At 68.8% G+C, this 21,287-nt stretch carries 25 protein-coding genes; 15 read left to right on the forward strand and 10 right to left on the reverse strand.

The window, feature by feature from the left end:
- The first annotated feature begins 154 nt into the window (after positions 1 to 154).
- Together acnA and JOE48_RS19520 are read left to right on the forward strand one after the other, a co-directional pair.
- Positions 155 to 2,854, forward strand: coding sequence for an aconitate hydratase AcnA (acnA, locus tag JOE48_RS19515; protein WP_210032275.1), 2,700 nt, complete (start codon positions 155 to 157; stop codon positions 2,852 to 2,854).
- A gap of 312 nt (positions 2,855 to 3,166) precedes the next feature.
- Complete coding sequence (locus tag JOE48_RS19520) at positions 3,167 to 3,853, forward strand: metal ABC transporter permease (protein ID WP_210032276.1); 687 nt, start codon at positions 3,167 to 3,169, stop codon at positions 3,851 to 3,853.
- A gap of 265 nt (positions 3,854 to 4,118) precedes the next feature.
- On the opposite strand, the gene JOE48_RS19525 is transcribed toward JOE48_RS19520, so the two are convergent.
- Entirely contained in the window at positions 4,119 to 4,781 is a 663-nt protein-coding gene (locus tag JOE48_RS19525) for a 3-oxoacid CoA-transferase subunit B (protein ID WP_210035903.1), read from the reverse strand.
- Between the two features lie 171 nt (positions 4,782 to 4,952).
- The gene (locus JOE48_RS19530) at positions 4,953 to 5,693 is read right to left on the reverse strand and encodes a CoA transferase subunit A (protein ID WP_210032277.1); all 741 of its coding nucleotides are present in this window, start codon (positions 5,691 to 5,693) and stop codon (positions 4,953 to 4,955) included.
- Positions 5,694 to 5,998: 305 nt separating this feature from the next.
- Between JOE48_RS19530 and JOE48_RS19535 the strand changes: the two genes are divergently transcribed.
- Positions 5,999 to 7,834, forward strand: coding sequence for an AsmA-like C-terminal region-containing protein (locus tag JOE48_RS19535; protein WP_245252883.1), 1,836 nt, complete (start codon positions 5,999 to 6,001; stop codon positions 7,832 to 7,834).
- Positions 7,835 to 7,898: 64 nt separating this feature from the next.
- Entirely contained in the window at positions 7,899 to 8,678 is a 780-nt protein-coding gene (locus tag JOE48_RS19540) for a DUF1499 domain-containing protein (protein ID WP_210032278.1), read from the forward strand.
- Between the two features lie 19 nt (positions 8,679 to 8,697).
- On the opposite strand, the gene JOE48_RS19545 is transcribed toward JOE48_RS19540, so the two are convergent.
- Together JOE48_RS19545 and JOE48_RS30860 are read right to left on the reverse strand one after the other, a co-directional pair.
- Positions 8,698 to 9,618: an MBL fold metallo-hydrolase gene (locus JOE48_RS19545; RefSeq protein WP_210032279.1), complete on the reverse strand. Its 921-nt coding sequence runs from the start codon at positions 9,616 to 9,618 to the stop codon at positions 8,698 to 8,700.
- Between the two features lie 258 nt (positions 9,619 to 9,876).
- Positions 9,877 to 10,008: a hypothetical protein gene (locus tag JOE48_RS30860; RefSeq protein ID WP_280921327.1), complete on the reverse strand. Its 132-nt coding sequence runs from the start codon at positions 10,006 to 10,008 to the stop codon at positions 9,877 to 9,879.
- A 250-nt stretch (positions 10,009 to 10,258) separates the two neighbouring features.
- On the opposite strand from JOE48_RS30860, the gene JOE48_RS19550 reads away from it, so the two are divergent.
- On the forward strand, positions 10,259 to 10,435 hold the full coding sequence (locus JOE48_RS19550) for a DUF1328 domain-containing protein (protein ID WP_007568853.1): 177 nt from the start codon (positions 10,259 to 10,261) through the stop codon (positions 10,433 to 10,435).
- 165 nt (positions 10,436 to 10,600) lie between these two features.
- On the opposite strand, the gene JOE48_RS19555 is transcribed toward JOE48_RS19550, so the two are convergent.
- Positions 10,601 to 10,951 carry a NepR family anti-sigma factor gene (locus tag JOE48_RS19555; protein ID WP_245252884.1) on the reverse strand — a complete coding sequence of 117 codons (351 nt, stop codon included), beginning with the start codon at positions 10,949 to 10,951 and terminating at the stop codon, positions 10,601 to 10,603.
- A 175-nt stretch (positions 10,952 to 11,126) separates the two neighbouring features.
- Here JOE48_RS19555 and JOE48_RS19560 point away from each other — a divergent pair, with 175 nt between their 5' ends.
- Together JOE48_RS19560 and JOE48_RS19565 are read left to right on the forward strand one after the other, a co-directional pair.
- Positions 11,127 to 11,930 (forward strand): response regulator, encoded by an 804-nt coding sequence (locus JOE48_RS19560; protein ID WP_210032280.1) that lies wholly within the window; start codon positions 11,127 to 11,129, stop codon positions 11,928 to 11,930.
- A gap of 427 nt (positions 11,931 to 12,357) precedes the next feature.
- Positions 12,358 to 12,720 carry a hypothetical protein gene (locus JOE48_RS19565; RefSeq protein ID WP_210032281.1) on the forward strand — a complete coding sequence of 121 codons (363 nt, stop codon included), beginning with the start codon at positions 12,358 to 12,360 and terminating at the stop codon, positions 12,718 to 12,720.
- Between the two features lie 139 nt (positions 12,721 to 12,859).
- Here JOE48_RS19565 and JOE48_RS19570 read toward each other — a convergent pair whose 3' ends face one another.
- Complete coding sequence (locus tag JOE48_RS19570; protein WP_210032283.1) at positions 12,860 to 13,048, reverse strand: general stress protein; 189 nt, start codon at positions 13,046 to 13,048, stop codon at positions 12,860 to 12,862.
- A gap of 243 nt (positions 13,049 to 13,291) precedes the next feature.
- Here JOE48_RS19570 and JOE48_RS19575 point away from each other — a divergent pair, with 243 nt between their 5' ends.
- Entirely contained in the window at positions 13,292 to 13,498 is a 207-nt protein-coding gene (locus JOE48_RS19575; protein WP_210032285.1) for a hypothetical protein, read from the forward strand.
- An 8-nt stretch (positions 13,499 to 13,506) separates the two neighbouring features.
- Here JOE48_RS19575 and JOE48_RS19580 read toward each other — a convergent pair whose 3' ends face one another.
- On the reverse strand, positions 13,507 to 14,349 hold the full coding sequence (locus JOE48_RS19580) for an electron transporter (RefSeq protein WP_210032286.1): 843 nt from the start codon (positions 14,347 to 14,349) through the stop codon (positions 13,507 to 13,509).
- 52 nt (positions 14,350 to 14,401) lie between these two features.
- On the opposite strand from JOE48_RS19580, the gene JOE48_RS19585 reads away from it, so the two are divergent.
- Positions 14,402 to 14,845: a cyclic nucleotide-binding domain-containing protein gene (locus JOE48_RS19585; protein ID WP_192706379.1), complete on the forward strand. Its 444-nt coding sequence runs from the start codon at positions 14,402 to 14,404 to the stop codon at positions 14,843 to 14,845.
- On the opposite strand, the gene JOE48_RS19590 is transcribed toward JOE48_RS19585, so the two are convergent.
- Entirely contained in the window at positions 14,846 to 15,289 is a 444-nt protein-coding gene (locus tag JOE48_RS19590) for a VOC family protein (protein ID WP_210032287.1), read from the reverse strand.
- A 159-nt stretch (positions 15,290 to 15,448) separates the two neighbouring features.
- Between JOE48_RS19590 and JOE48_RS19595 the strand changes: the two genes are divergently transcribed.
- Positions 15,449 to 16,141, forward strand: coding sequence for a L,D-transpeptidase (locus JOE48_RS19595; protein ID WP_409518599.1), 693 nt, complete (start codon positions 15,449 to 15,451; stop codon positions 16,139 to 16,141).
- Between the two features lie 115 nt (positions 16,142 to 16,256).
- Here JOE48_RS19595 and JOE48_RS30405 read toward each other — a convergent pair whose 3' ends face one another.
- Entirely contained in the window at positions 16,257 to 16,394 is a 138-nt protein-coding gene (locus JOE48_RS30405) for a hypothetical protein (protein ID WP_245252885.1), read from the reverse strand.
- A 327-nt stretch (positions 16,395 to 16,721) separates the two neighbouring features.
- Here JOE48_RS30405 and JOE48_RS19605 point away from each other — a divergent pair, with 327 nt between their 5' ends.
- Positions 16,722 to 17,213, forward strand: coding sequence for a thermonuclease family protein (locus tag JOE48_RS19605; protein WP_210032288.1), 492 nt, complete (start codon positions 16,722 to 16,724; stop codon positions 17,211 to 17,213).
- Positions 17,214 to 17,328: 115 nt separating this feature from the next.
- Here the strand turns inward: JOE48_RS19605 and JOE48_RS19610 are convergent, their stop codons facing one another.
- Complete coding sequence (locus tag JOE48_RS19610) at positions 17,329 to 18,459, reverse strand: AI-2E family transporter (RefSeq protein WP_210032289.1); 1,131 nt, start codon at positions 18,457 to 18,459, stop codon at positions 17,329 to 17,331.
- A 299-nt stretch (positions 18,460 to 18,758) separates the two neighbouring features.
- Here JOE48_RS19610 and JOE48_RS19615 point away from each other — a divergent pair, with 299 nt between their 5' ends.
- The 4 genes from JOE48_RS19615 (at position 18,759) to JOE48_RS19630 (ending at position 21,277) form a co-directional block, all read left to right on the forward strand.
- On the forward strand, positions 18,759 to 19,067 hold the full coding sequence (locus tag JOE48_RS19615; protein WP_210032290.1) for an acyl carrier protein: 309 nt from the start codon (positions 18,759 to 18,761) through the stop codon (positions 19,065 to 19,067).
- Between the two features lie 39 nt (positions 19,068 to 19,106).
- On the forward strand, positions 19,107 to 19,574 hold the full coding sequence (locus tag JOE48_RS19620) for a 3-hydroxyacyl-ACP dehydratase FabZ family protein (RefSeq protein WP_210032291.1): 468 nt from the start codon (positions 19,107 to 19,109) through the stop codon (positions 19,572 to 19,574).
- A 7-nt stretch (positions 19,575 to 19,581) separates the two neighbouring features.
- Complete coding sequence (locus JOE48_RS19625) at positions 19,582 to 20,709, forward strand: beta-ketoacyl-ACP synthase (RefSeq protein ID WP_210032293.1); 1,128 nt, start codon at positions 19,582 to 19,584, stop codon at positions 20,707 to 20,709.
- A 358-nt stretch (positions 20,710 to 21,067) separates the two neighbouring features.
- Complete coding sequence (locus JOE48_RS19630; protein WP_020090869.1) at positions 21,068 to 21,277, forward strand: cold-shock protein; 210 nt, start codon at positions 21,068 to 21,070, stop codon at positions 21,275 to 21,277.
- Positions 21,278 to 21,287 lie beyond the last annotated feature (10 nt).

Raw genomic sequence — 21,287 nt, forward strand, 5'->3', positions numbered from 1 at the left:
CACGGGCGTCCAAATCGCCCCCGCGCATCGTCTCCTGCCCGGGCACTCCCGGGGCGGCGCGCGCCCGTCGGGCGCTACACAGGCCGAACACAACTTCGTAGCGCAGGTCTTGCCTGCGCGTGTTCGACAACCCGCAGCGAGGATAGAACCAGCCGTGCCCTCACTCGACAGCTTCAAGGCCCGCCAGACGCTCGAAGCCGGCGGCAAGACCTACACCTATTATTCCATCCCCGAGGCCGAGAAGAACGGCCTCGCGTCCGCTGCCGCGCTGCCCTTCTCCATGAAGGTGATCCTGGAGAACCTGCTGCGCTACGAGGACGACCGCTCGGTCAAGAAGGCCGATATCGCGGCGGCCGTCGGCTGGCTGGAGCAGAAGGGCAAGGCCGAGGTCGAGATCGCCTTCCGCCCCGCCCGCGTGCTGATGCAGGACTTCACCGGCGTCCCGGCGGTGGTCGACCTCGCTGCCATGCGCGACGCCATGGTGGCGCTCGGCGGCGATCCGCAGAAGATCAACCCGCTCGTGCCGGTCGATCTCGTCATCGACCACTCGGTGATCGTCGACGAGTTCGGCACCCCGAAGGCGCTGGCCGACAACGTTGCGCTCGAATACCAGCGCAACGGCGAGCGCTACACCTTCCTGAAATGGGGCCAGTCGGCCTTCGACAATTTCTCCGTCGTGCCGCCGGGCACAGGAATCTGCCACCAGGTGAACCTGGAATACCTGTCGCAGACCGTCTGGACGAAGTCCGAGAACGGCTCCGACGTGGCGTATCCCGATTCGCTGGTCGGCACCGATTCGCACACCACCATGGTCAACGGCATGGCGGTGCTGGGCTGGGGCGTCGGCGGCATCGAGGCCGAGGCGGCCATGCTCGGCCAGCCGCTGTCGATGCTGATCCCCGAGGTCGTGGGCTTCAAGCTGTCGGGCAAGCTGCCCGAGGGCACCACCGCCACCGACCTCGTGCTCACCGTCACCCAGATGCTGCGCAAGAAGGGCGTGGTCGGCAAGTTCGTGGAGTTCTACGGCCCCGGCCTCGACGACATGGCTGTTGCCGACCGGGCCACGATCTCCAACATGGCCCCCGAATACGGCGCGACCTGCGGCTTCTTCCCGGTCGACCAGAAGACCATCGACTTCCTGACGGTCACCGGCCGCGCCGACGACCGGATCGCCCTGGTCGAGGCCTACGCAAAGGCGCAGGGCATGTGGCGCGACGCCCAGACCCCCGACCCGGTCTTCACCGACACGCTGGAACTCGACATGGGCGAGGTCCGGCCCTCGCTCGCCGGCCCGAAGCGTCCGCAGGACCGGGTGCTGCTCGACGGCGCCAAGCCGGGCTTCGCCGCCTCGATGGAGACCGAGTTCAAGAAGGCCGCCGACATCGCGCGCCGCTACCCCGTCGAGGGCACGAACTTCGACATCGGGCACGGTGACGTGGTGATCGCCGCGATCACGAGCTGCACCAACACGTCGAACCCCTCGGTGATGATCGGCGCCGGGCTGCTGGCCCGCAACGCCGTTGCCAGAGGCCTGCGCTCCAAGCCGTGGGTGAAGACCTCGCTGGCGCCCGGATCGCAGGTTGTCGGCGAGTACCTGGAGAAGTCGGGCCTGCAGGAGCCGTTGGACGCGCTGGGCTTCAACCTGGTGGGCTTCGGCTGCACCACCTGCATCGGCAATTCCGGCCCGCTGCCGGAGGCGATCTCCAAGGCGATCAACGACAACGACGTCGTCGCCGCGGCGGTGCTCTCGGGCAACCGCAATTTCGAGGGGCGCGTGAACCCCGACGTGCGGGCGAACTACCTCGCCTCGCCGCCACTCGTGGTCGCCTACGCGCTCGCCGGCTCGATGCAGATCGACATCACCACCGAGCCGCTGGGCCACGATGCCGACGGCAAGCCGGTCTACCTGAAGGACATCTGGCCGTCCTCCGCCGAGGTGCAGCAGTTCATCGAGGAGAATATCACCTCGGCCCTGTTCAAGTCGCGCTACGCGGACGTGTTCGGCGGCGACCAGAACTGGAAGGACGTCGAGGTCACCGAAGCCGAGACCTTCGCGTGGAACCCGGGCTCCACCTACGTGCAGAACCCGCCCTACTTCGTCGGCATGGAGAAGACCCCGAAGCCGGTCGAGGACATCGCGGACGCACGAATCCTCGGCCTGTTCCTCGACTCGATCACCACCGACCACATCTCGCCGGCGGGCAACATCCGTGCCGCCTCGCCGGCCGGTGCCTATCTGCAGTCGCATCAGGTCCGCGTGCAGGACTTCAATCAGTACGGTACGCGGCGCGGCAACCACGAGGTGATGATGCGGGGCACCTTCGCCAATATCCGCATCAAGAACCAGATGGTGCGGGACGAAACGGGCAACGTGGTCGAGGGTGGGTGGACGCACTTCCAGCCGTCAGGCGAGAAGATGTTCATCTACGACGCGGCGCAGAAATATGCCGAGCAGGGCACGCCGCTGGTGATCTTCGCCGGCAAGGAATACGGCACCGGCTCGTCGCGCGACTGGGCGGCGAAGGGCACGAAGCTGCTGGGCGTCCGCGCCGTGGTGGCCGAGAGCTTCGAGCGCATCCACCGCTCCAACCTCGTCGGGATGGGCGTGGTGCCGCTGGTCTTCCAGGGCGACACGTCCTGGCAGTCGCTGGGCCTGAAGGGTGACGAGACCGTCACCATCAAGGGGCTGGCCGGCGAGCTGAAGCCGCGCCAGACGCTGATCGCGGAGATCAAGTCCGCCGATGGTTCGGTGAAGCAGGTCCCGCTGACCTGCCGGATCGATACCCTCGACGAGCTCGAGTACTTCCGCAACGGCGGCATCCTTCCTTACGTGCTGCGCTCGCTCGCGGCCTGATCAGGTCGGGTCGTCCCACAAGGGAGATCGCAACCAACGCATCATCCCGGGGCCGCGCAGCGGAGCCCGGATCCAGAGTCGCCGCGGTGCCAGACAGGGCACCCATTGTGGCTCTGGTTTCCGGGCTCGCCTGCGGCGTCCCGGAATGACGGCGCGACGAGCGGGCGTCGGGGTGGCTCGGACGATAGGAGGCGGCGCTCAAGGGAGCGTCGCCTTATTTACTTTCCGGATCGTCCGTTTCGTTTGCGCGCAACCTTGTTTGGCACGTGCGGCGCCCCATAACCCGGCTCCTGAAGCCAGGATGGGACCCCGATGAAGCACCTCAACAAGACCCTCGTTGCCGCCGGCCTGACAGCCCTGCTGTCGAGCGTGGCCTTCGCCGCGCAGGTCGAGCGTGTCCGCGGCACGGTGGATAAGGCCGACGGCAGCACGCTCACGATCAAGACCGACGACGGCAAGTCCGAGACCGTCGACGTGAGCGGCGCCAAGTTCGCCTGGGTGGTCCCGTCGAGCCTCGACGCGATCAAGGACGGCGTCTTCATCGGCACTGCCACCAAGGGCGAAAACCCGATGACCGCCCTGGAGGTCGTGCTGTTCCCCGAGTCGATGCGCGGCACCGGCGAGGGCCATTACGGCTGGGATTCGATCGCAGACCAGACCGCGGGGGCCGGCGCCAAGGTGAAGAGCGCCATGACCAACGGCACGGTGAAGGCCGAGACGTCGAACGCCCCAAAGGTCAAGAGTGCCATGACCAACGGCACCGTGAAGGCCGACAAGGCGGCCTCCGGTGGCGAGCGCACCTTGACGGTGAGCTACGGCAAGGACGGCTCCAAGGAGATCGTGGTCCCGTCCTCGGCGCCGATCGTCGCCTTCGAGCCGGCCGACAAGGCGATCCTGACCCCGGGGTCCAAGGTCTTCGCCGTGGTCGCCAAGGATGGCGCCAAGGCTGAGGGGAAGCTGGTGGCCGTGGGCAAGGATGGTCTGACCCCGCCCATGTAACGCGAAACGGTTCGCCCGACGGATTGCGTCGGGCGGGCCGAGATGCTCTGCGGAGGATGGCTCCAACAGAGCGCCGGAAATCCCGCTTGCGCCTTCATCCTGAAATGCCGGAGCGAAGCGGAGGCCTCGAAGGAGCCTTCCAGCACTCGCCGCGATCCCTGGAGCTCTCCTTCGAGACTGCTATGCAGCACCTCAGGATGAGGGCGCGCGGCGAAGAGCCCTACAGCGCGCTGCCCGGCGAGATGGCTGGCCGGGCATTCGCGTGTCAGCCCTTCAGGGCGACGGTGAAATCCGCCTCGGTCTTCGACCGGATCTCATCCTCGGTGACGCCGTCGGCGAGTTCGATCAGCTTCATGCCGCCGTCGCCCTTCTTGTCGATGGTGAACACGCCGAGATCGGTGATCACGAGATCGACCACCTGGGTCCCGGTCAGCGGCAGGTCACAGGCTTTCAGGAGCTTCGGGCTCTCGGTGCCGTCCTTGTTCCTGGCGACGTGCTCCATCACCACGACGACGCGCTTCACGCCCGCCACCAGGTCCATGGCGCCGCCCATCCCCTTCACCATCTTGCCGGGGATCATCCAGTTGGCGAGGTCGCCGTTGCCGGCGACCTGCATGGCACCGAGGATCGACAGGTTGATGTGCCCGCCGCGGATCATCCCGAAGGAATCGGCCGAGGAGAAATAGCTCGTCGTCGGCAGCGCGGTGATGGTCTGCTTGCCGGCGTTGATCAGGTCCGGGTCTTCCTCGCCCTCGTAGGGGAAGGGACCCATGCCGAGCATGCCGTTCTCCGACTGGAGCTGTACCGACATGCCCTCGGGGATGTAGTTCGACACCAGCGTCGGGATGCCGATGCCGAGGTTCACGTAGAAGCCGTCCTCCAGCTCCTTCGCGGCACGCGCCGCCATCTGCTCGCGGGTCCAGGCCATGGTGATCTCCTGATAGCGTGGCGCGCTCACGCGCGGCCGGATCTGGCTTTCCCCTCCCCCTTGTGGGGAGGGGTTAGGGGCGGGGGCGGTGCAAAAGGCACCGCGGAGCCTCATCCGGCGCCACCCCCACCTCCGGCTCCTCCCAGCAAGGGGGAGGAGAGAAGCATCTGATCAATGCGTGCCGCCGCCGGCCGCGGCGGCCGGAGTGCTGTCGCCGCGCTTGCGCGTGGTGCGCTGCTCGATGCGCTTGTCGCGCACGCCCACGTCGACGATGCGCTTCACGAAGATGCCGGGCGTGTGGATCGTGTCCGGGTCGATCTCGCCCGGCTTCACGAGGTGCTCGACCTGCGCCACCGTCATCTTGGCCGCGGTGGCCATCATCGGGTTGAAGTTGCGGGCGGTCATCCGGTAGCGGAGGTTGCCCTCGGTGTCGCCGGTATGGGCGTGGACCAGGGCGATGTCGGCGAACAGGCCGCGCTCCATCACGTAGTGCTCGCCGTCGAACTCGCGGACCTCCTTCCCCTCGGCGACCTTGGTGCCGACGCCGGTCTTGGTGAAGAAGGCCGGGATGCCGGCACCGCCGGCGCGGATCCGCTCGGCGAGCGTGCCCTGCGGGTTGAACTCGATCTCCAGCTCGCCGCCGAGATACTGCCGGGCGAATTCCTTGTTCTCGCCGACATAGGACGAGATCATCTTCCGCACCTGGTGGGTATCGAGGAGCTTGCCGAGGCCGACGCCGTCGATGCCGGCATTGTTCGAGACGATTGTGAGGCCCTTGACGCCCGAGAGGCGCACCGCCTCGATCAGTTCGTCCGGGATGCCGCAGAGGCCGAAGCCGCCGCACATCACCATCATGTCGTCGCGCAGGAGCCCAGCCAAGGCTGCGGCGGCATCCGTGTAGACCTTCTTCATCGAACCGTCCTTTTCCCGCCGGGCCTGACCGGCCGAAACTTTGGCAAGCGCGTTTCGTCGCGCCTGCTGTTCCCGATTCCGCCGGCGAAATCCAGTGCTGCGCCGCTTGAGCCGGTGCGGTCCGGGTTGATCCGTAACCGCCACGGTCTGGGGAGGGATCGGCGGCTTCGCGCAGGTCCGGCAGACAAACGCCGCGAACGGCGCTAGAACACCCCCTCGACGTGCAGACCCTGCCGGGCCGCGACGGCTTGAGGGGGCCTGGCGCGGCACCCGGCTTCCGGCCGCAGCCGCGGCCCGTCTGGAGCATGATGTCGCTGCGCCGCCCGACCCTCGTCCTCGCTCTCGGGAGCCTGATTGTTGCCGGCCTCGGTCTGCGCGACTGGCCGATCGACGGCGTCCGGGCGACGGCCTTCGCCGGCCAGACCCTCGACGCTTACGGGCTGACCCTCAGCGCACAGGGGCCTGCGAGCCTGACCGTGCTGCCTCTGCCGCGCCTGACCCTCGGCCGTGTGCGGATTGCGGCCGGGACCGCAGGACCGGCCCTGGCGGAGGAGGGCCGCCTGAGCATCGACCTCGATCCTTTCGGCCTCCTCAGCGGGCACGCGGCAATCGGCGGCCTGCGGCTCGAAGGCGCGCGCCTGTCTGGAGAGGCCGCTGATTGGGGCGGGCCACTGGCGCGCCTCGGTGCGCAGGCCCGGTCCGGTGTCGCGGCCCGGCCCCGCCGGATCATCCTTACCGGCGCGCGGATCGCGGAGGGCGCGGAAGTCCAGGATCTCGATCTGGACATCGCTTGGCCCTTCTGGAGCGCATCGGCCGAAGGTCGCGCGAAGCTGACATGGCGGGGTGTGCCGACGCAGGTCGCGCTCACGCACCTCCGGCCTGCCGACTTGGCTCTCGGCAAGCGAAGCCCTTTCACCGCGGACGTGACTTGGCCGGGCGGCAGTCTGGCGGCGGACGGGACCGTAGCGGTTCCCCCGGGCGCGGCCGCGCTGCCCAATCTCGTGGGTCAGGTGCGTTTCGAGACGCGCTCGCTGCCGGAGACCTTGTCGTGGATCGGCGGGGACGTCCCGCTCTCGCCGCTGGCGGGCGCGGTCTCGGTCACCGGCAGCTTCGAGACGGCGGAACGGTCCGTGTCCTGGCCGAGCCTGCGGGTCGGATTTGGCCAGAACGTCCTGGAGGGCGCGGGCGCCGTCGCGCTCGGTCCGGGCGATGCGCCGCGGCTGTCGGTCCAGGCAACGCTGGCGGCCGAGACGCTCGATCTCGCGCCGCTGGTCGAGGACCTCGTGCGGCTGTCCGAGTCTCCATCCGTGCCGCTGGCCTTGGCGCCGTTCACCCGGGGCGATCTCGACCTGCGAGTGTCGGCGGCCGAGGGGCGGGTCGGTCCGGTTCCCGTCCAGGACCTCGCGGCGAGCGTCCTGGTTCGCGACGCCGCGATGGAGGTCGCGGTGAATCGCGCGCGCGTTCAAGAGGGCACCCTCAAGGGACGGATGACCCTGGTGAGCGGGGCCGACCCGGCCGAGACCGAGATACGTCTGCAGGGAAGCGTGGACCACCTCGATCTCGGGAGCCTGTCCGGTGAGACGGGCGCCTCGCGCTGGGTGATGGGTCCCGTGCAGGGGCAGTTCTCCCTGGACTCGAGCGCCCGCGACAGCGCCAGCCTCGTGTCTCATCTCGGCGGACGGGCGACCTTCTCCGTCGAGGGCGGCGCGATTGCCGGACTCGATCTCGCCGACGTCATCCACCGCAACGGCGCCATCGCACCTGGCGCGCTCGCGCGCCGTAACAGCCGGACCGCGTTCGAGCGCGCCGCAATCACCTTGCGCTTCACAGACGGGGTCGGTGCGATCACCGAAGCGGGACTCATGGGGCCGAGCATCGGCGCGACCCTGCATGGTCAGGTCTCGCTGCCGGAGCGGCGGCTCGACGCCAGGGGCAATCTCGCCCTGCGACCCGCGTCCGCCCCGCCGCGTGGTCTGCTGTTCGCGGTATCGGGACCCTGGAGCGCACCGGCCGTCCAGATCCTGGCGCACGGCGAGGCCGCGGAAGCCGCGAGCCGGCCCGGCGAGGCGATGCTGCCCGAAAGCCTCAAGCAGCCGGCGACGCTCGGCCTGCCCGGCAATGCCCGCGCCTATGCTCCGTAGCACCGCGATGGCGTCGGTCATGGCCAAGCTGTAAGATCGGGCTCCGAACGCCTCCATGATCCCCATGCGCCGCCTACTCATCGAGGAACCCGTCACCCGTGCGGGGCCGCTGGCCCGGCGGTTGGCGCTGTTCGCCATCGTCGTGACCGGGCTCGCCCTGATCCTGGTGCGGGATCCGCGTGCCGATACCGATGCGGCGCTCGCCGCCCTGGTAGCCGGGTTCGGTGTCGCGCTGGCGGCGGCGGCTGCCGCATTGTTCGCTTTCGCCCGGGTTTGGCGCGAGGGTGCGCGCGGCCTGGGCGCCGCTGTCGCCGGGCTGATGCTGTCGCTCGTCGTCTTGGGCTATCCCGCCTTCCTGGCCCTGCGCGGTCTGCGCCTGCCCGCCGTTCCGGACATCACCACCGACATCGACAATCCGCCCGCCTTCTCGCGCTCGCGCGCCGCCTTCGCAGCCCGCGGCGGACGTTATCCGCCGGATCCGGGACCGGCGCTCCGCGATCGCCAGCGCGGCGCCTATCCGCAGATCGCGCCACTCACCCTCGATATCGGCGCCGACGAGGCGTTCGAGCTGGCCCGCAAGGCCGCTCTCAATCGGCACTGGCAGATCGTGGAGGCGATCCGGCCGGGCGGCCGCACCGGAAACGGCCGGATCGAGGCGGTGGCGCGGGGACTGATCCTCAACCTGCCCGACGATGTGACCGTGCGCATCCGTCCCCGTGCCGACGGGGCGCGGATCGACGTGCGCTCAGCCTCACGGCTCGGCGGACGCGACTTCGGCAGCAACGCCGACCGGATCCGCGCCTACCTGGACGATGTCGCCAACCTGGCCCTTGCGGTGAAGTGACCGCCGGGCGCGAACGCGTTCAGGCGGGCGCGTAGGTTCCGTCCAGCCGCGGTGCGCCTTCGGACGCGGCGAGGCCGCGCCCGACCAGATCCTCCAGGTGGGCGAAGACCGACAGGGCCGCGGCGCCTTTGAGGCGCGGATCGAGCCCCTGGTAGATCGCCGCGACGATCTCGGCGATCCGCGTATCGCCGGCGGCCAAGCGCGCGCGAATCGCGGATTCGCGCTGCCGTCGATGGCCCGCGAGGCCGCGGAGAAACCGCGCCGGATCGCGGACGGGACCGCCGTGGCCCGGCCAGTAGAATGTCTCGGTGCGGCCCCGCAGCTTGTCGAGGGAGGCCATGTAGGACCGCATCGAGCCGTCCGGCGGGGCCACGATCGTCGTGGACCATGCCATGACATGATCCCCCGAGAACAAGGCCTGCGACTCCGGCAACGCGAAGGCGAGGTGGTTCATCGTGTGGCCGGGCGTTTCCACGGCCACCAGCGTCCAGCCCGGGCCTGAGACGATATCACTCTCCGCCATGACGCGATCGGGCGTATGGACCCGGTCGGCGCTCGCGTCGAGCATCGGCAACTCGGCCTCGGACAGTGCCCGAGCGGCCCTGTGCGGCGCGCACCCGAGAATCGGTGCGCCGGTGCGGGCGGCAAGGAGTCGCGCCCCGGGAGAATGATCGCGGTGCGTGTGAGTGACCACGATGGCCACAACCCGCTCATCCGTGAGATCTCGGAGCAGCGCATCGATGTGGGCCGCGTCGTCGGGTCCCGGATCGATGACCGCGACGCGGTCGCGACCAACCACGTACGTGCAGGTGCCGCTCGCCGTGAACGGTCCGCCATTCGGCGCGATCCGTCGCCGGATCAGCGGCGCCACGGCTTCCAGCCGATCCGGCTGCGGCATGGATCGATCGAAGGTCAGGCTGATCTCGTCCGCATCGGCCATCGCTTTCCCCGGGCGAGATGGTCGGCCGCTCCTAAAGCGACTTTCGGCTGCATCCGCAATCGGGAGGCTGCCGAAGCCCCGCAGTACGGCGAGGTCCCCACTCTGCAGGGTCCAGGAGTCCTAGGCTGCCACCCTGCGCGTCGTCGCTTCAACGACGCACAAGACGGGGCGGCTCTGCCATGCGATCCGGGCCAAGCCGCAGCCTGAAGGTAAGGCCGACTGCATCGCTCGGCCCCAGACCAGACGGGATGGTGCTGCTCAGCGCAACCGGTCCGAGCGGCGAGCGCGCACGCGGACCGGCACAGGAGCGGGCGACAGGACGAGGCCGAGAAGCGCGGCACGCAACGCGTCGGCGGCCTTGTTGGCAACCTCGGCGAGGCGGTTCGCCATCGCGGCAGCCTCTGATCGAACGGCACTCTTGGCAGATTGCGGCATCGCGGATCCCGGATCGAACCTGAAGACCTATCTTCGAACGCTAGCGCCTTCGTCCCGTTCCGTCACCCATCGTCGCGCCCAGATCAGCTCGCCCGATCTGCGCACAGGAGTCCGTCAGGTTGGCGGAACCGGAGCGAAACCTTGGCGTTTTTGTGTTCAGAACGGCGCGGCCCGCCCGCGTTGGCACTGTTGAAGGATACAAACGATGCTCGGTTGGGCCGTAACTTTTCTCGTCGTTGCCCTCGTGGCGGCTCTGCTTGGTTTCGGCGGCATTGCCGGTACCGCGATGGAAGCTGCGAAGCTCGTCTTCTTCGTGGCGATCGTCCTGTTCGCGATCTCGGCCGTGGTCGGCCTGATGCGGGGCCGCTCGCCGACCCTTTGAGAATAACTGTAGCAGCCTGAATGGTCTCAGGCCGGTGAAGTAAGATCGAAAGGGCTGCCGCGCGACGCGGCAGCCCTTTTTATCGGCCCGGCTTGTCCAGTGGGCGGGCATCTGCGCCCGAGCCAGGCGTAAGGGGCTGACCGGCCGATTAAAGGATGGAGGCCGTCAGGCCTTCTCGCGGTCGCCGCTGTCGAGCTTGGCGATGAGATCGGCGAAGCGGTCCGGCACCGGTTGCTGAGCGATCGTGTCGTACATGGTACGCAATTGAGAGACGATTCGGTTGCGCGTGTGTTCGCTCAATCCGGTGCGGGATGCGGTGCGACCGATCGTCGAAGAGGATAGCGCGCTGGGTTCGCGGGCATCGCTGGGCTGGGTCTCAGGCGCGTCGTCCGTGGCGCTGCCTGCACGCCGTTGCAGCGCGCGCGGACGCGCCTCCTCTCCCTGGTCCACCATCAACACGCCCCTTGTTGCCGAAGTCGGCTCGGCCGCATTGTGCTGCGGCTCGACATACGCCATGGCTGCGCCGGCAACGCCTGCCCGCCGGGATCGGTTCCGCCGGGGGGTGGAACGGAGTGCTGGCCTCCGCGTTGGGCGGTAGGCTGCGCAGGACAGAAGGCCGGCCCCGGCAGGCCCTCGGTTGAAGGATCGAGGCGATCGCGGCCGGGCAACACGGCGAGGCACAGGGGATCGAATGTCGACATCGCAACTCGTGGTACAGCACCTGCCGTACCTGCGCCGCTACGCCCGCGCGCTCACGGGTAGCCAAGTGGCGGGCGACGCTTACGTGGCCGCTACCCTGGAGACCCTCGTCAACGAGCCGGACACGCTCGGCCGGAGCACCAACATCAAGGCGGATCTGTTTCGCGTCTTCACGCGGATCTGGAACTCGCTGTCGGTGAACGGCCGCGGTGAGCAGGTCCAGCACGATCTTCCCGCAGAGGTGCGCCTCGGCCAGATCACGCCGCTGCCGCGGCAGGCCTTCCTGCTCTCCTGCCTAGAGGGCTTCTCCGAGGAGGACGCCGCCATCATCCTGGGCGTCGACGTCTCCGAGGTGCGCGATCTCGTCGATGAGGCCGGCCGCGAACTCGCCGCCGATATGGCGACCGAGATCCTCATCATTGAGGACGAGCCGCTCATCGCCATGGATCTCGAGGCGCTGGTCGAGGGCCTCGGTCACAACGTGATCGGCGTGGCACGGACCCGTACCGAGGCGGTCAAGATCGCCGGTGAGGGCAAGCGCCCGGGGCTGATCCTGGCCGACATCCAGCTCGCCGACGGCTCGTCCGGGCTCGACGCGGTCAACGACCTGCTGAAATCCTTCGAGGTGCCGGTGATCTTCATCACTGCCTATCCCGAGCGCTTCCTGACGGGTGAGCGTCCCGAGCCGGCCTTCCTCATCGCCAAGCCGTTCCAGCCTGCCAATGTCTCCGCTGTGATCAGCCAGGCACTGTTCTTCCAGCAGACGGCCCGCCGTCGGGAAGCCAAGTCAGCCTGAGTTTCGTGCCGCGACCGAAATTCTGACGCGTCTCCGGCACCTCCATCGATGCGAAAAACCTCGGCCTCGGCCGAGGTTTTTTGTTGCCGCGTGATCAGCATCGAGTCGCAAAAAAACGGGCCGGAGAAAGCTCCAGCCCGTCGATTAGGTTCCGGCCGATGCACAAGGGGAATGCGGGGAGGACCAGGTGGCCGGGTGTTGCAATAACGGCCGCCGGTCAGCGAGGTTCCAGAAAATGCGCTTTTTCGGCGCGTGTACCTTATGCGCAACAGGGGGCGGCTGTGGATGGCGCGGGTGCGCCGCCGCACCAACGCCCGAGCCGTCATCGAATACTAAAGCCGCATAGACGCGACACAGTCTAGGAACCTGCGATTGCAGGCCGCGTTATCAGAACATCCTGTCAAGCTCTCGCGATGAGGTCGGGGCGATGCTGCGGTCTGGTTTCCTACTGGGCGTGAGTGCTCCTGCCGCCCTCCTCACGGTGCTGGTCCAGCCGATGGTGCGCGACACGGCAGACCGTTGGACGCCCCCGACGCTGACGGCCCAGAGTGTTCAGATGCCCCTCCCGGGCATGCGGCCGGTCTCGCTGGCGATCAGTCCGACCCGCGTGGCGGGCGTTCAGAGGCTCGAAGGCCGGGCTCCCGTCGCCGGCGAGGCCCAGGAGATGGGCATCCAGCCGGTGCTCAAGGCGCCGGTGCGTCGCATGGTCCGCGAGGGCTGCGAGACGGCTCTGAGCTCCCTGGTCGGCCCGGAGGCACGCCGGATGACGCCGGGTCGCTGCATCTCCTGATACCAACGCGCCGCCAGACCGCATAGCAAAAGGCCCCACCGGATCGGCGGGGCCTTTTGCTATGCGAGGATCATCACGACGAAGACGGCGCCGGTCTCGAGGACACGGCGCCGTTACGCGACACAATCGATCGCCTGCCTCACTCGGCGCGGCCGGTACCCGTGGACTGGCCACCCTTACGCCCGGCGGTCGAGGCAAGTTCGCGATCCTGAGAGAACGAGCGCTTCTCGGCGGGCACGCTGCGGCCGCCCTTGCTGGCGATCTCGCGCTGCCGCTCCAGGTTCATCGAGGCAAAGCCTCGCTTCGAGGTCGAATTTCCGGATGCCATCAGTTCCTCCTCAGGCTTCGCTTCACCCCGCAACAACCTTCAGCAATAACCAAGGTTCCTGTGCCGAGACCTGGCCAAGCTTCGTATAGCTAAGCTTGACGGCAACCGGGGTCTTGTTTGCGGCGTTGGTTGTCGATCGACCTGGGTAGACGCCCGTATCTGCCCGGAGGAACGCATGCCGAACTGGTCCCAGGGCCCAGAACGGCGCGTTGGACCGCGCAGGATGCAGGAGGCTTATCGCGTATGACGAACCGTAACATGGTCAAGGATGCCGCCGGTGGTGGCCCCGAGGTGAGGCCGAACACGCCGCCGCTGCCGCCGATGCCGGCCCCAGAAGATTCGGCCACGCCGACGACCCGTGAGGAGCCGGTCGACTCGCCCCATCTGAATGCCAGCCTGAAGCGCGAGACCCCGGCGGCCGGCGAGCACGGCCTTTCGACGCGGCGCTGACCCGGGGTTCAGCCTGCCCGCCTCCGCGCGAGGCGGGTCAGCCCGAGAATGAGGAGACCGATCGCCAGGATCGTCACGAGGCCAGCCACCGTCAGGATGCGCCGAACGAGCGGGGTGTAGACGCCGCGGGCCGCGTCGTAGCCGTAGCAGAGCAGGGCGAGGCGGTCCGCCAATCCTCCGATGCGGCCTTCCCCGGCTTCCGTGAGGGCGAAGCGGAGGTCCCGCCCGGTCAGCGCCAAGGGTGAGAGCACGCGCGCTACCCGTCCGTCGCCTGCGAGCAGCAGGGCGGCGGCCGGATGGGCGAAGCTGTCGGTGCCCGGATCGTACACGGCCGTGTAGCCGAGGGTCCCGGTCAAGCGGGCAAGCGCGGCCGCGGAGACGATCAGCGCTTTGCGTCGGACCGACGCGGCACGTTCGCCCAAGGTGTCCTCGAGCATGCGCCGCGCGGCCGCGGCATCATCGCGCGGGTCGATGCCGACAAGCACCAATGCGGAGTCGTCTGGCGCGAGTCCCGTCGCCGCCAGGGCGTCGGCCGACATCGACACCATCGGGTCGCAGACATTGCCGCAGGTGTAATCCACCGGCAGCAACAGGGTGGGACGTCCCGCCAGCGCCTGCCCCAGTGTCGTGGCCTGACCCGTCAGAGCGTCCGTGACGTTGAGATCCAGAGGGGCCTGCGCTCCCTCCGGAGGCGCAACCGCGACGCGGGCGAGTTCGCTCGGGGTCAGCCGGGCGCAAGCCGGTCCGCTAACGAGCAGGGTGGCGAGCGTCAGGCCTACGCCGAACTTGCGGAGCGGGAAGAGTTGGGCTGCGCCGGGTGCAGGGCTGGACAAGTGCCTGACGAACCGCATGGATGCGCAGACTCGTCTGTTCCCGCCCCGAGACCCGTCGTGGAGCCCACGTATGACCCTCGACACCGAGGTTTCCTCTCTCAAACAGGTGCCGCTGTTCCGTGAAGTCGAACCGGCGCGCCTGAAGCTTCTCGCCTTCACCAGCGAGCGGGTGCATTTCGAGCCCGGGCAGCGCTTCTTCGCCCGCGGCGATGTGGCCGATGCCGCCTACGTGATCCTGAAGGGCACCGCGGAGGTCAGCATCGATGGTCCCGCCGGGCCGGTGCGGCTGGCGCTGCTCGGCCAGGATGCCCTGGTCGGCGAGATGGGCATCCTCGCCGAGCAGCCCAGATCGGCCACCGTGACGGCCGAATCCGCCGTGACCGCGCTTCGCATCGACCGCGGCGTGTTCCTGGAACTCCTGGCACAGTTTCCACAGATCAGCATCGCACTGATGCGTGTGCTGGCGTTGCGGTTGGAGCAGACCAACCAAGCGCTTGCCGAGAGCCGGGGCTGATCAGCCTGTCGGATAGGTGATGAATTCGAGGAGCGAACCGTCCGGATCGCGGAAATAGACGCTGATCCCGGCGCCAGCGGCGCCGTGCCGCTCGACAGGCCCGAGTTCCACCGGCACGCCCGCGGCCTCGAGATGAGCGATCGCGTCCGCGATCGGTCCCGACCATCGGAAGCAGAGATCGCTGTTTCCGGGCTCCACGGGGTGTGCCGCCAGGGGCTCCGCCTTCACGCCGGGACCGTGGCAATTAAGCTGCACGCCGCCGAACCGGTAGGCGTAGCCGTTCCCCCGTTCGATCACCTCGGCGCCGACCACGTCGCGATAGAAGGCGTTGGACCGCGTCCAGTCGCTGATGTGGATCACGCAATGATCGAGGTGGATCGCAGGGCTGAGCGCCAGGGCTGGCGGCACCTCCGCCGCGTCGGGCAGTGTCTCGGTCTCAGGCATCACTCGCCTCCGCGCGCGGCTCGACGAAGCCCCGCTCCGATTGTGAATTAGGGCGCAACCGTGGCCTCGGGAGCCGGCCGCACGCGGCCGGCTGCGGCGGAAAAGCTACATCGTCACCGGCGGGGAGACGGTAGGCAGGACCTGAGGACATTAGCCTGCATGATTGAACCGATGACCGTGACGCGCCCCTCGGCCTGGACCCGAATCCGCCGGATCCTGCTCTCGCGCCTCCTCCTTGCCGTCGTTGCGATCGCGCCCCTCGCAGCCTGCCAGACCCGTCAGGCCCAGCTCGCGCAGGACGACGATGCGGCCTGGTACATCGGCGCGAAGCCCGACAAGCCCTTCGACATCCCCCTGGTCGATACCGGGCGGCTCGATCCGAAGTACCGGCGGCAGCAGGTGAGCTACAACGGCCCCGAGCAGCCCGGCACCATCCTGGTCGACATCGACAAGCGCCAGTTGTTGCTGGTGCAGGCCGACGGAACCGCGATGCAGTACGGCGTCGGCGTCGGCAAGGCGGGCTTTTCCTGGAAGGGTGAGGCCCGGGTCGGCCGGAAGGGCGTTTGGCCGGACTGGAGCCCGACGGCCACCATGGTCTCGCTCAACCCGGACCTGCCGCGGACTCGCAAGGGCGGCGTCGACAATCCACTCGGCGCCCGCGCCCTCTATCTCTACCAGGGTAACCGCGACATCCTGTTCCGAATTCACGGCACCAACGAACCTTGGAGTATCGGCGAGCAGATGTCGTCGGGCTGTGTGCGGATGCTCAACGAGGATATCGCCGATCTCTACGAGCGGGTGCCGGTCGGGACCCGCGTGTTGGTGAAGCGCAACGGCAAGTACCGGGCCTGACGCAGCCGATCTACACGCACAATCCAAGAGCGGTGGTCGGTCCGGATCCCGAACTCGCCGCGCCGCCTTCGGGATGACGGAATGGCTGCGCGGCCCGGCGACCGGGATACGCCCGTCAGCCGGCGGGCTTCTCGGCCGCACCTGCCGCCGGGGGCTCACCCGAGGCCGCGTGGGGGAGCCTGTCGAGGGCGGCCCGGTCGAGGCGGCCATCACCCAGCGGACCGTCCGGCGACATGCCGTCGCGGGCCAGCACTGCCGCGGCCGTGAGGCTTCAGGCCGGTTTCAAACCCGACCGCTCCGGCCCGATCGTCTCGGCGGCCCAGAGCAGGAGCGCCGCGTACAGGGTCACCGCGCCCTGCAGGGTCTCGCGAAACGCCATCGCGCACGATGGTCGCCTCCGGGCAGCCGCACCCGTGGTGTCGGGTGGAACACTTTCGCAACCCGGAAGCGGCAACCTTCGCCTCAAGGCGAACCCCGCGCCGGGGCCGCCCGGCAAAATCGCCACATTGGCGGCGCAGCGTCCCGGCTTCACCAGCCCCCTTTCGCCAGTTCGACCGCCCTCCGCGTGGACAATCCCTCGATGATCAGACCGATGCTCGCCCTGCTCCTCCTCGGCAGCCCCGCCGCGGCGGCGGGCACGATCAGCGGCTCCGCTTCGGTGATCGACGGCGACACGATCGAGGTGCAGGGGACCCGCATCCATCTCTACGGCATCGACGCGCCCGAGATGGCGCAGAGCTGCGAGACGGCGTCCGGGCTGGAGTATCGCTGCGGCCGTCAGGCCGAGCAGGCCCTGCGCACGCGGATCGGCGGCGGCGTGGTCACCTGCGAGCGCCGCGAGGGCGGCGCCGCGGGCCGTGTCGCCGGCGTCTGCCACGTCCACGGCGAGGACCTGTCCGCCTGGATGGCGGCGCAAGGCCACGCTTTGGCCAGCCGTCACGTCACGGCGGCCTATATCCGGCAGGAAGGCCAGGCCTGGGCCACCCGCCGCGGCATCTGGGCCGGCACCTTCGAGAAGCCGGCCGACTGGCGTCAGGATCGGCAGCGCATCGAGGCAAGCGCGGTCGATTAGGGTGTTCTCCGCCGAGGCGTCTCGCCCTTCCGTAAGGCGGGGCGGGTGAACGCGGAGATCCGGAGCCGTTCCGGATGGCGGATCGATCCGGCACGGCTCCAGGTGAGAACGGAACTCAGGCCGTCTCGTCGTGCCCCTCGGTGAATTCCCGCCACAGCAGGACGAGAGCCGCCATCACGGCGGGGCCGACGAACAGGCCCAGCAGGCCGAAGGTCTCGACGCCGCCCAGGATGCCGAGCAGCACCCAGAGGAACGGCAGCTTCGTGGTACCGCCGATCAGGGCAGGCCGCACGAAGTGGTCGGCCACGAAGGTGACGACGAGGCCCGCGACGGCCACCACGATCGCCGCCGTCGCCGAGCCGGCCGCCACCAGCAGGAGTGCCGCGATCGCGATGGCGAGGGCAGCGCCGAACGGGATCATCGCCGCCACTGCCGTGAAGGCGCCGAGCAGCACCGGGTGTGGCACGCCCGCGAAGTAGTAGACGATCCCGAGCAGGAAGCCCTCGCCGAGGCCGACGAGGACGAGTCCGTCCACAGTGCCGTGCACGGAGGCGACCATCTGGCGGGCGACGCGCTCGCCGCGCGGACCGAACAGGCGGTGGCAGGCCGTCAGCGACTGGTCCCGCACACTGCGCCAATCGCGGAACAGGAAGAACAGCGCCACGAGGCTGAAGCCGAACAGCACGATCCGGTGCACCACCTCGCGCCCGAAATTCCGCGACGCGCCGATCACCGAATGGTTCTCGAACCGGTGCAGCAGGTCTGAGCCCGCCTGCGCGTGGCCGAGATTGTCGTTCCACCACGCGGTTGCCTGCGCGGCGCCGTAGGGCAGGTGCTGCAGGAATTCGGGTGCCGGGATGCCGTTGGCCTCCGCGTTGCGCACGAAGTCGGCGACGTCGTGGGCCTCGCGGGCCGCCTGCACGCCGAGGATCGCCAGCGGGGCCAGGAAGACCAGCGCCACGGCGGCCGTCATCAGGGAGGGCAGCAGGATGTTGTGCTTGCCCGGCGGGAAGCGGTGCTCCAGGCGGGTGTAAAGCGGCCACAGGGCGATGGCGAGTACGAGCGCCCAGGCCAGCGCCGGCAGGAAGCCGTGCAGGATCCATAGGCCGAGCGCGGAGAGTGCCAGGACCAGAAGGACGCGGGCTGCTCCCTGAGAGCGCGCCCGCTCGTGGGGCGCCATCGGGGGCGCCGGCGGCGTCGCCTCGATCCGCGCCGGCGGGGCGGCGGGTTTGGTGATCGGTGGCATCCGTCTGACTCCTGGAAACGCGCGGTCGCGCGCGTCAGCCGGGGCCCGCGCGGCCGGAGCGTCCGCACGTCCTCACCCGCAGCGACGCGCGCTTGTGGATACGCGCTGAAACGCCGGGGGAACCGTTGCGGTTGCCGCCCCTGACACCCTCGTGTAGAGGTCGCCGCCATCCGAACGGGGCCGCGTATGAGGCCCAAAGACGTGTAGGGTGGCCGCGCGGGGCGTGAGCGCCGGGCTGCCCGGCGGCGAGGGGGCTTCCCGCCTGACCGATCCGGAATTCGAACAGCCCGCGAGAAGACATGTCCGACGAGCCCTCCCACGGCAGCGCCACTTTCGAGCGCGTGGCCGACATCATTGCCGAGACGGCCGACATCCCGCGCGACAAGATCACGCCCGAGAGTCACGCCATCGACGATCTCGGCATCGACAGCCTCGCCTTCCTGGACATCGCCTTCGCGGTGGACAAGGCCTTCGGGATCAAGCTGCCGCTGGAGCGCTGGACCCAGGAGGTCAACGAGGGCAAGGTCCCGGCCGAGGAGTACTTTGTCCTCAAGAACCTGTGCGCGCGCATCGACGGCCTGGTGGCCGAGAAGGCTGCCAAGGTCTGACCCCCGCACTCTGATTCGCCCCGCCACGCCGGCCCTGCCATGCGCCTCGAATATTTCGAGATGATCGATTCCGTGCGGCTCCTCGACCGGGCCGCCGGGCGGATCGAGGCGCTCGCGCGTGTGCCGCTTGAGAGCCCCGTCTTCGAGGGGCATTTCCCCGGCCATCCGCTGGTGCCCGGCGTCCTCCTTACGGAGACGATGGCGCAGGCCTCTGGCTATCTCGTCCTCGCCCATCTGGATTTCGCCCGGATGCCGTTCCTCACCGGCGTCGACAAAGCACGCTTCCGCTCGTTCGTCGGGCCGGGGGCGGACCTGGTCGTCACGGCGAGCCTCGAGCATGACGGCTCGGGCTACGCGGTGACCAAGGCGGCGATCAGCCACGCCGGCAAGGTGCTGTGCGACGCGGAGCTGCGCTTCCGCACCATGCCGTTCCCGGACGGGCTCGACGCGCCGATGCGCGCTCGGGCCCAGGCGATCGGTCTGTTTCCGGATCCCGCGCAGTTGTGAGCCCGCCATGAACCGCGCCGTCGTCGTCACCGGGCTCGGCCTCGTCTCCTGTGCGGGCGAGGGGGTTGCGGCCCATCTCGCGGCTCTCGACGCGCAGGCGGCCCCCCACACCGACACCGAGACCTTCACGCCCTACCCGGTGCATCCCGCGCCTGCGATCGCCTGGGACGGGCAGATCCCCAAGCGCAGCGATCAGCGCCAGATGGAGGCGTGGCAGAGGCTCGGCGTCTATGCCGCGGGCCTCGCCCTCGACGCCGCGGGCGTGAAGGACGATGCCGGCTTCAAGCAGGCGCTCCACCTCGTCGTGGCGGCGGGCGGCGGCGAGCGCGACTACGCGGTCGATGGCACGATCCTGACGGGCCTGCGGGAGGCGGCCGATCCGGGCGCCTACCTGAACGAACGGCTGCAGAACGACCTCCGCCCGACGCTGTTCCTCGCCCAGCTCTCGAACCTGCTGGCCGGCAACATCGCCATCGTGCACGGGGTCACGGGGGCCTCGCGCACCTTCATGGGCGAGGAATCCGCCGGGGTCGATGCCCTGCGGATCGCCCAGGCCCGGGTCGCTTCGGGCCAGATCGACGCGATCCTGGTCGGCGGCTCGTACAGTGCCGAGCGGCCGGACGTGCTGGTGATCCACGAGATGGGCGGCTACCTCGCCCGCGACAGCTTCAGCCCGGTCTTCCAGCGTGGCGACACCGGCGGCTTCATCCTCGGCAGCTGCGCGGCGTTCCTGATGCTGGAATCGGCGGCCCATGCGTCTGCCCGCGGCGCCCGGGCCCTCGCCCGGCTCGATGCCGTGGCGAGCGACCGGACCCGGCGCGCACCCGGCAGCGTCGCGGCGAGCCTCGACGGCCTCTGGCGGCAGGCTGGGATCGCGGCGCCCGACCACATCCTGTCCGGTGCGACCGGCGTGGCCCCGATCACCGCCGAGGAGCGGGACGCCCTCGGGCGCATCGCGCCCAAGGCGCGGCTGCGCGCCCTCGGGGACGTGATCGGGCACGGGCTGGAGGTGGCGGCCCCGTTCGGCGCAGCGCTGGCCGCCGCTCTCGTCGCCGATGCCGGCGCCCGGGAGGTCGCCGTAACGGTGATCGGGCATCGCCGCGGCGAGGGGGTGCTGCGTCTCGTCCCCGCCTGACCGGATCGCTGATCCACCGCGTGCCAAATGGCACGACGAAAACCACAGGTTTCAAATGACGCCGCGCGCGTAAATTCCGCTCTCCTGCGATGAAGCGGCGGTTCGCACGCGGATGATCGCGTTGTTCCAGTAAGAACTGACCATCGGCCGGCCCGGTGGCCGTGCCAAATAGTTCCTCGCTCTTGCCAAGAAGCCCCGAAGGGTTTATCCGTCGCTTATCGGCACGTGTCCGGATATCTTGGACCGTTACGCCTTCGCAGGGCGGTTCTGACTTTCCTATCGCTATCGGTCGATGTCGGCTCCGTGCCTTGTAGGCGGGTGCCATCTCTCACTATGCCTGCGAAGATCAAGGACTTCCATGAGCACCGGAACCGTCAAGTGGTTCAACGAGACCAAGGGCTACGGCTTCATCCAGCCGGATGACGGCGGCAAGGATGTGTTCGTTCATATCTCGGCTGTCGAGCGTGCCGGCCTGCGTGGCCTGAACGAGGGCCAGAAGGTCACCTACGAGCTGGAGACCGACCGCCGCAGCGGCAAGCAGTCCGCCGGCCAGCTCCAGACGGCCTGATCGCCGTTCG

The sequence above is a fragment of the Methylobacterium sp. PvR107 genome (assembly GCF_017833295.1).
GTDB lineage: Bacteria > Pseudomonadota > Alphaproteobacteria > Rhizobiales > Beijerinckiaceae > Methylobacterium.

Coding starts and splice junctions, on each gene's coding strand:
- JOE48_RS19520 (WP_210032276.1), top strand. CDS start 3,167: ATGAAGCACCTCAACAAGACCCTCGTTGCCGCCGGCCTGACAGCCCTG.
- JOE48_RS19525 (WP_210035903.1), bottom strand. CDS start 4,781: ATGGCCTGGACCCGCGAGCAGATGGCGGCGCGTGCCGCGAAGGAGCTG.
- JOE48_RS19530 (WP_210032277.1), bottom strand. CDS start 5,693: ATGAAGAAGGTCTACACGGATGCCGCCGCAGCCTTGGCTGGGCTCCTG.
- JOE48_RS19535 (WP_245252883.1), top strand. CDS start 5,999: ATGATGTCGCTGCGCCGCCCGACCCTCGTCCTCGCTCTCGGGAGCCTG.
- JOE48_RS19540 (WP_210032278.1), top strand. CDS start 7,899: ATGCGCCGCCTACTCATCGAGGAACCCGTCACCCGTGCGGGGCCGCTG.
- JOE48_RS19545 (WP_210032279.1), bottom strand. CDS start 9,618: ATGGCCGATGCGGACGAGATCAGCCTGACCTTCGATCGATCCATGCCG.
- JOE48_RS30860 (WP_280921327.1), bottom strand. CDS start 10,008: ATGGCGAACCGCCTCGCCGAGGTTGCCAACAAGGCCGCCGACGCGTTG.
- JOE48_RS19550 (WP_007568853.1), top strand. CDS start 10,259: ATGCTCGGTTGGGCCGTAACTTTTCTCGTCGTTGCCCTCGTGGCGGCT.
- JOE48_RS19555 (WP_245252884.1), bottom strand. CDS start 10,951: ATGGCGTATGTCGAGCCGCAGCACAATGCGGCCGAGCCGACTTCGGCA.
- JOE48_RS19560 (WP_210032280.1), top strand. CDS start 11,127: ATGTCGACATCGCAACTCGTGGTACAGCACCTGCCGTACCTGCGCCGC.
- JOE48_RS19565 (WP_210032281.1), top strand. CDS start 12,358: ATGCTGCGGTCTGGTTTCCTACTGGGCGTGAGTGCTCCTGCCGCCCTC.
- JOE48_RS19570 (WP_210032283.1), bottom strand. CDS start 13,048: ATGGCATCCGGAAATTCGACCTCGAAGCGAGGCTTTGCCTCGATGAAC.
- JOE48_RS19575 (WP_210032285.1), top strand. CDS start 13,292: ATGACGAACCGTAACATGGTCAAGGATGCCGCCGGTGGTGGCCCCGAG.
- JOE48_RS19580 (WP_210032286.1), bottom strand. CDS start 14,349: ATGCGGTTCGTCAGGCACTTGTCCAGCCCTGCACCCGGCGCAGCCCAA.
- JOE48_RS19585 (WP_192706379.1), top strand. CDS start 14,402: ATGACCCTCGACACCGAGGTTTCCTCTCTCAAACAGGTGCCGCTGTTC.
- JOE48_RS19590 (WP_210032287.1), bottom strand. CDS start 15,289: ATGCCTGAGACCGAGACACTGCCCGACGCGGCGGAGGTGCCGCCAGCC.
- JOE48_RS19595 (WP_409518599.1), top strand. CDS start 15,449: ATGATTGAACCGATGACCGTGACGCGCCCCTCGGCCTGGACCCGAATC.
- JOE48_RS19605 (WP_210032288.1), top strand. CDS start 16,722: ATGATCAGACCGATGCTCGCCCTGCTCCTCCTCGGCAGCCCCGCCGCG.
- JOE48_RS19610 (WP_210032289.1), bottom strand. CDS start 18,459: ATGCCACCGATCACCAAACCCGCCGCCCCGCCGGCGCGGATCGAGGCG.
- JOE48_RS19615 (WP_210032290.1), top strand. CDS start 18,759: ATGTCCGACGAGCCCTCCCACGGCAGCGCCACTTTCGAGCGCGTGGCC.
- JOE48_RS19620 (WP_210032291.1), top strand. CDS start 19,107: ATGCGCCTCGAATATTTCGAGATGATCGATTCCGTGCGGCTCCTCGAC.
- JOE48_RS19625 (WP_210032293.1), top strand. CDS start 19,582: ATGAACCGCGCCGTCGTCGTCACCGGGCTCGGCCTCGTCTCCTGTGCG.
- JOE48_RS19630 (WP_020090869.1), top strand. CDS start 21,068: ATGAGCACCGGAACCGTCAAGTGGTTCAACGAGACCAAGGGCTACGGC.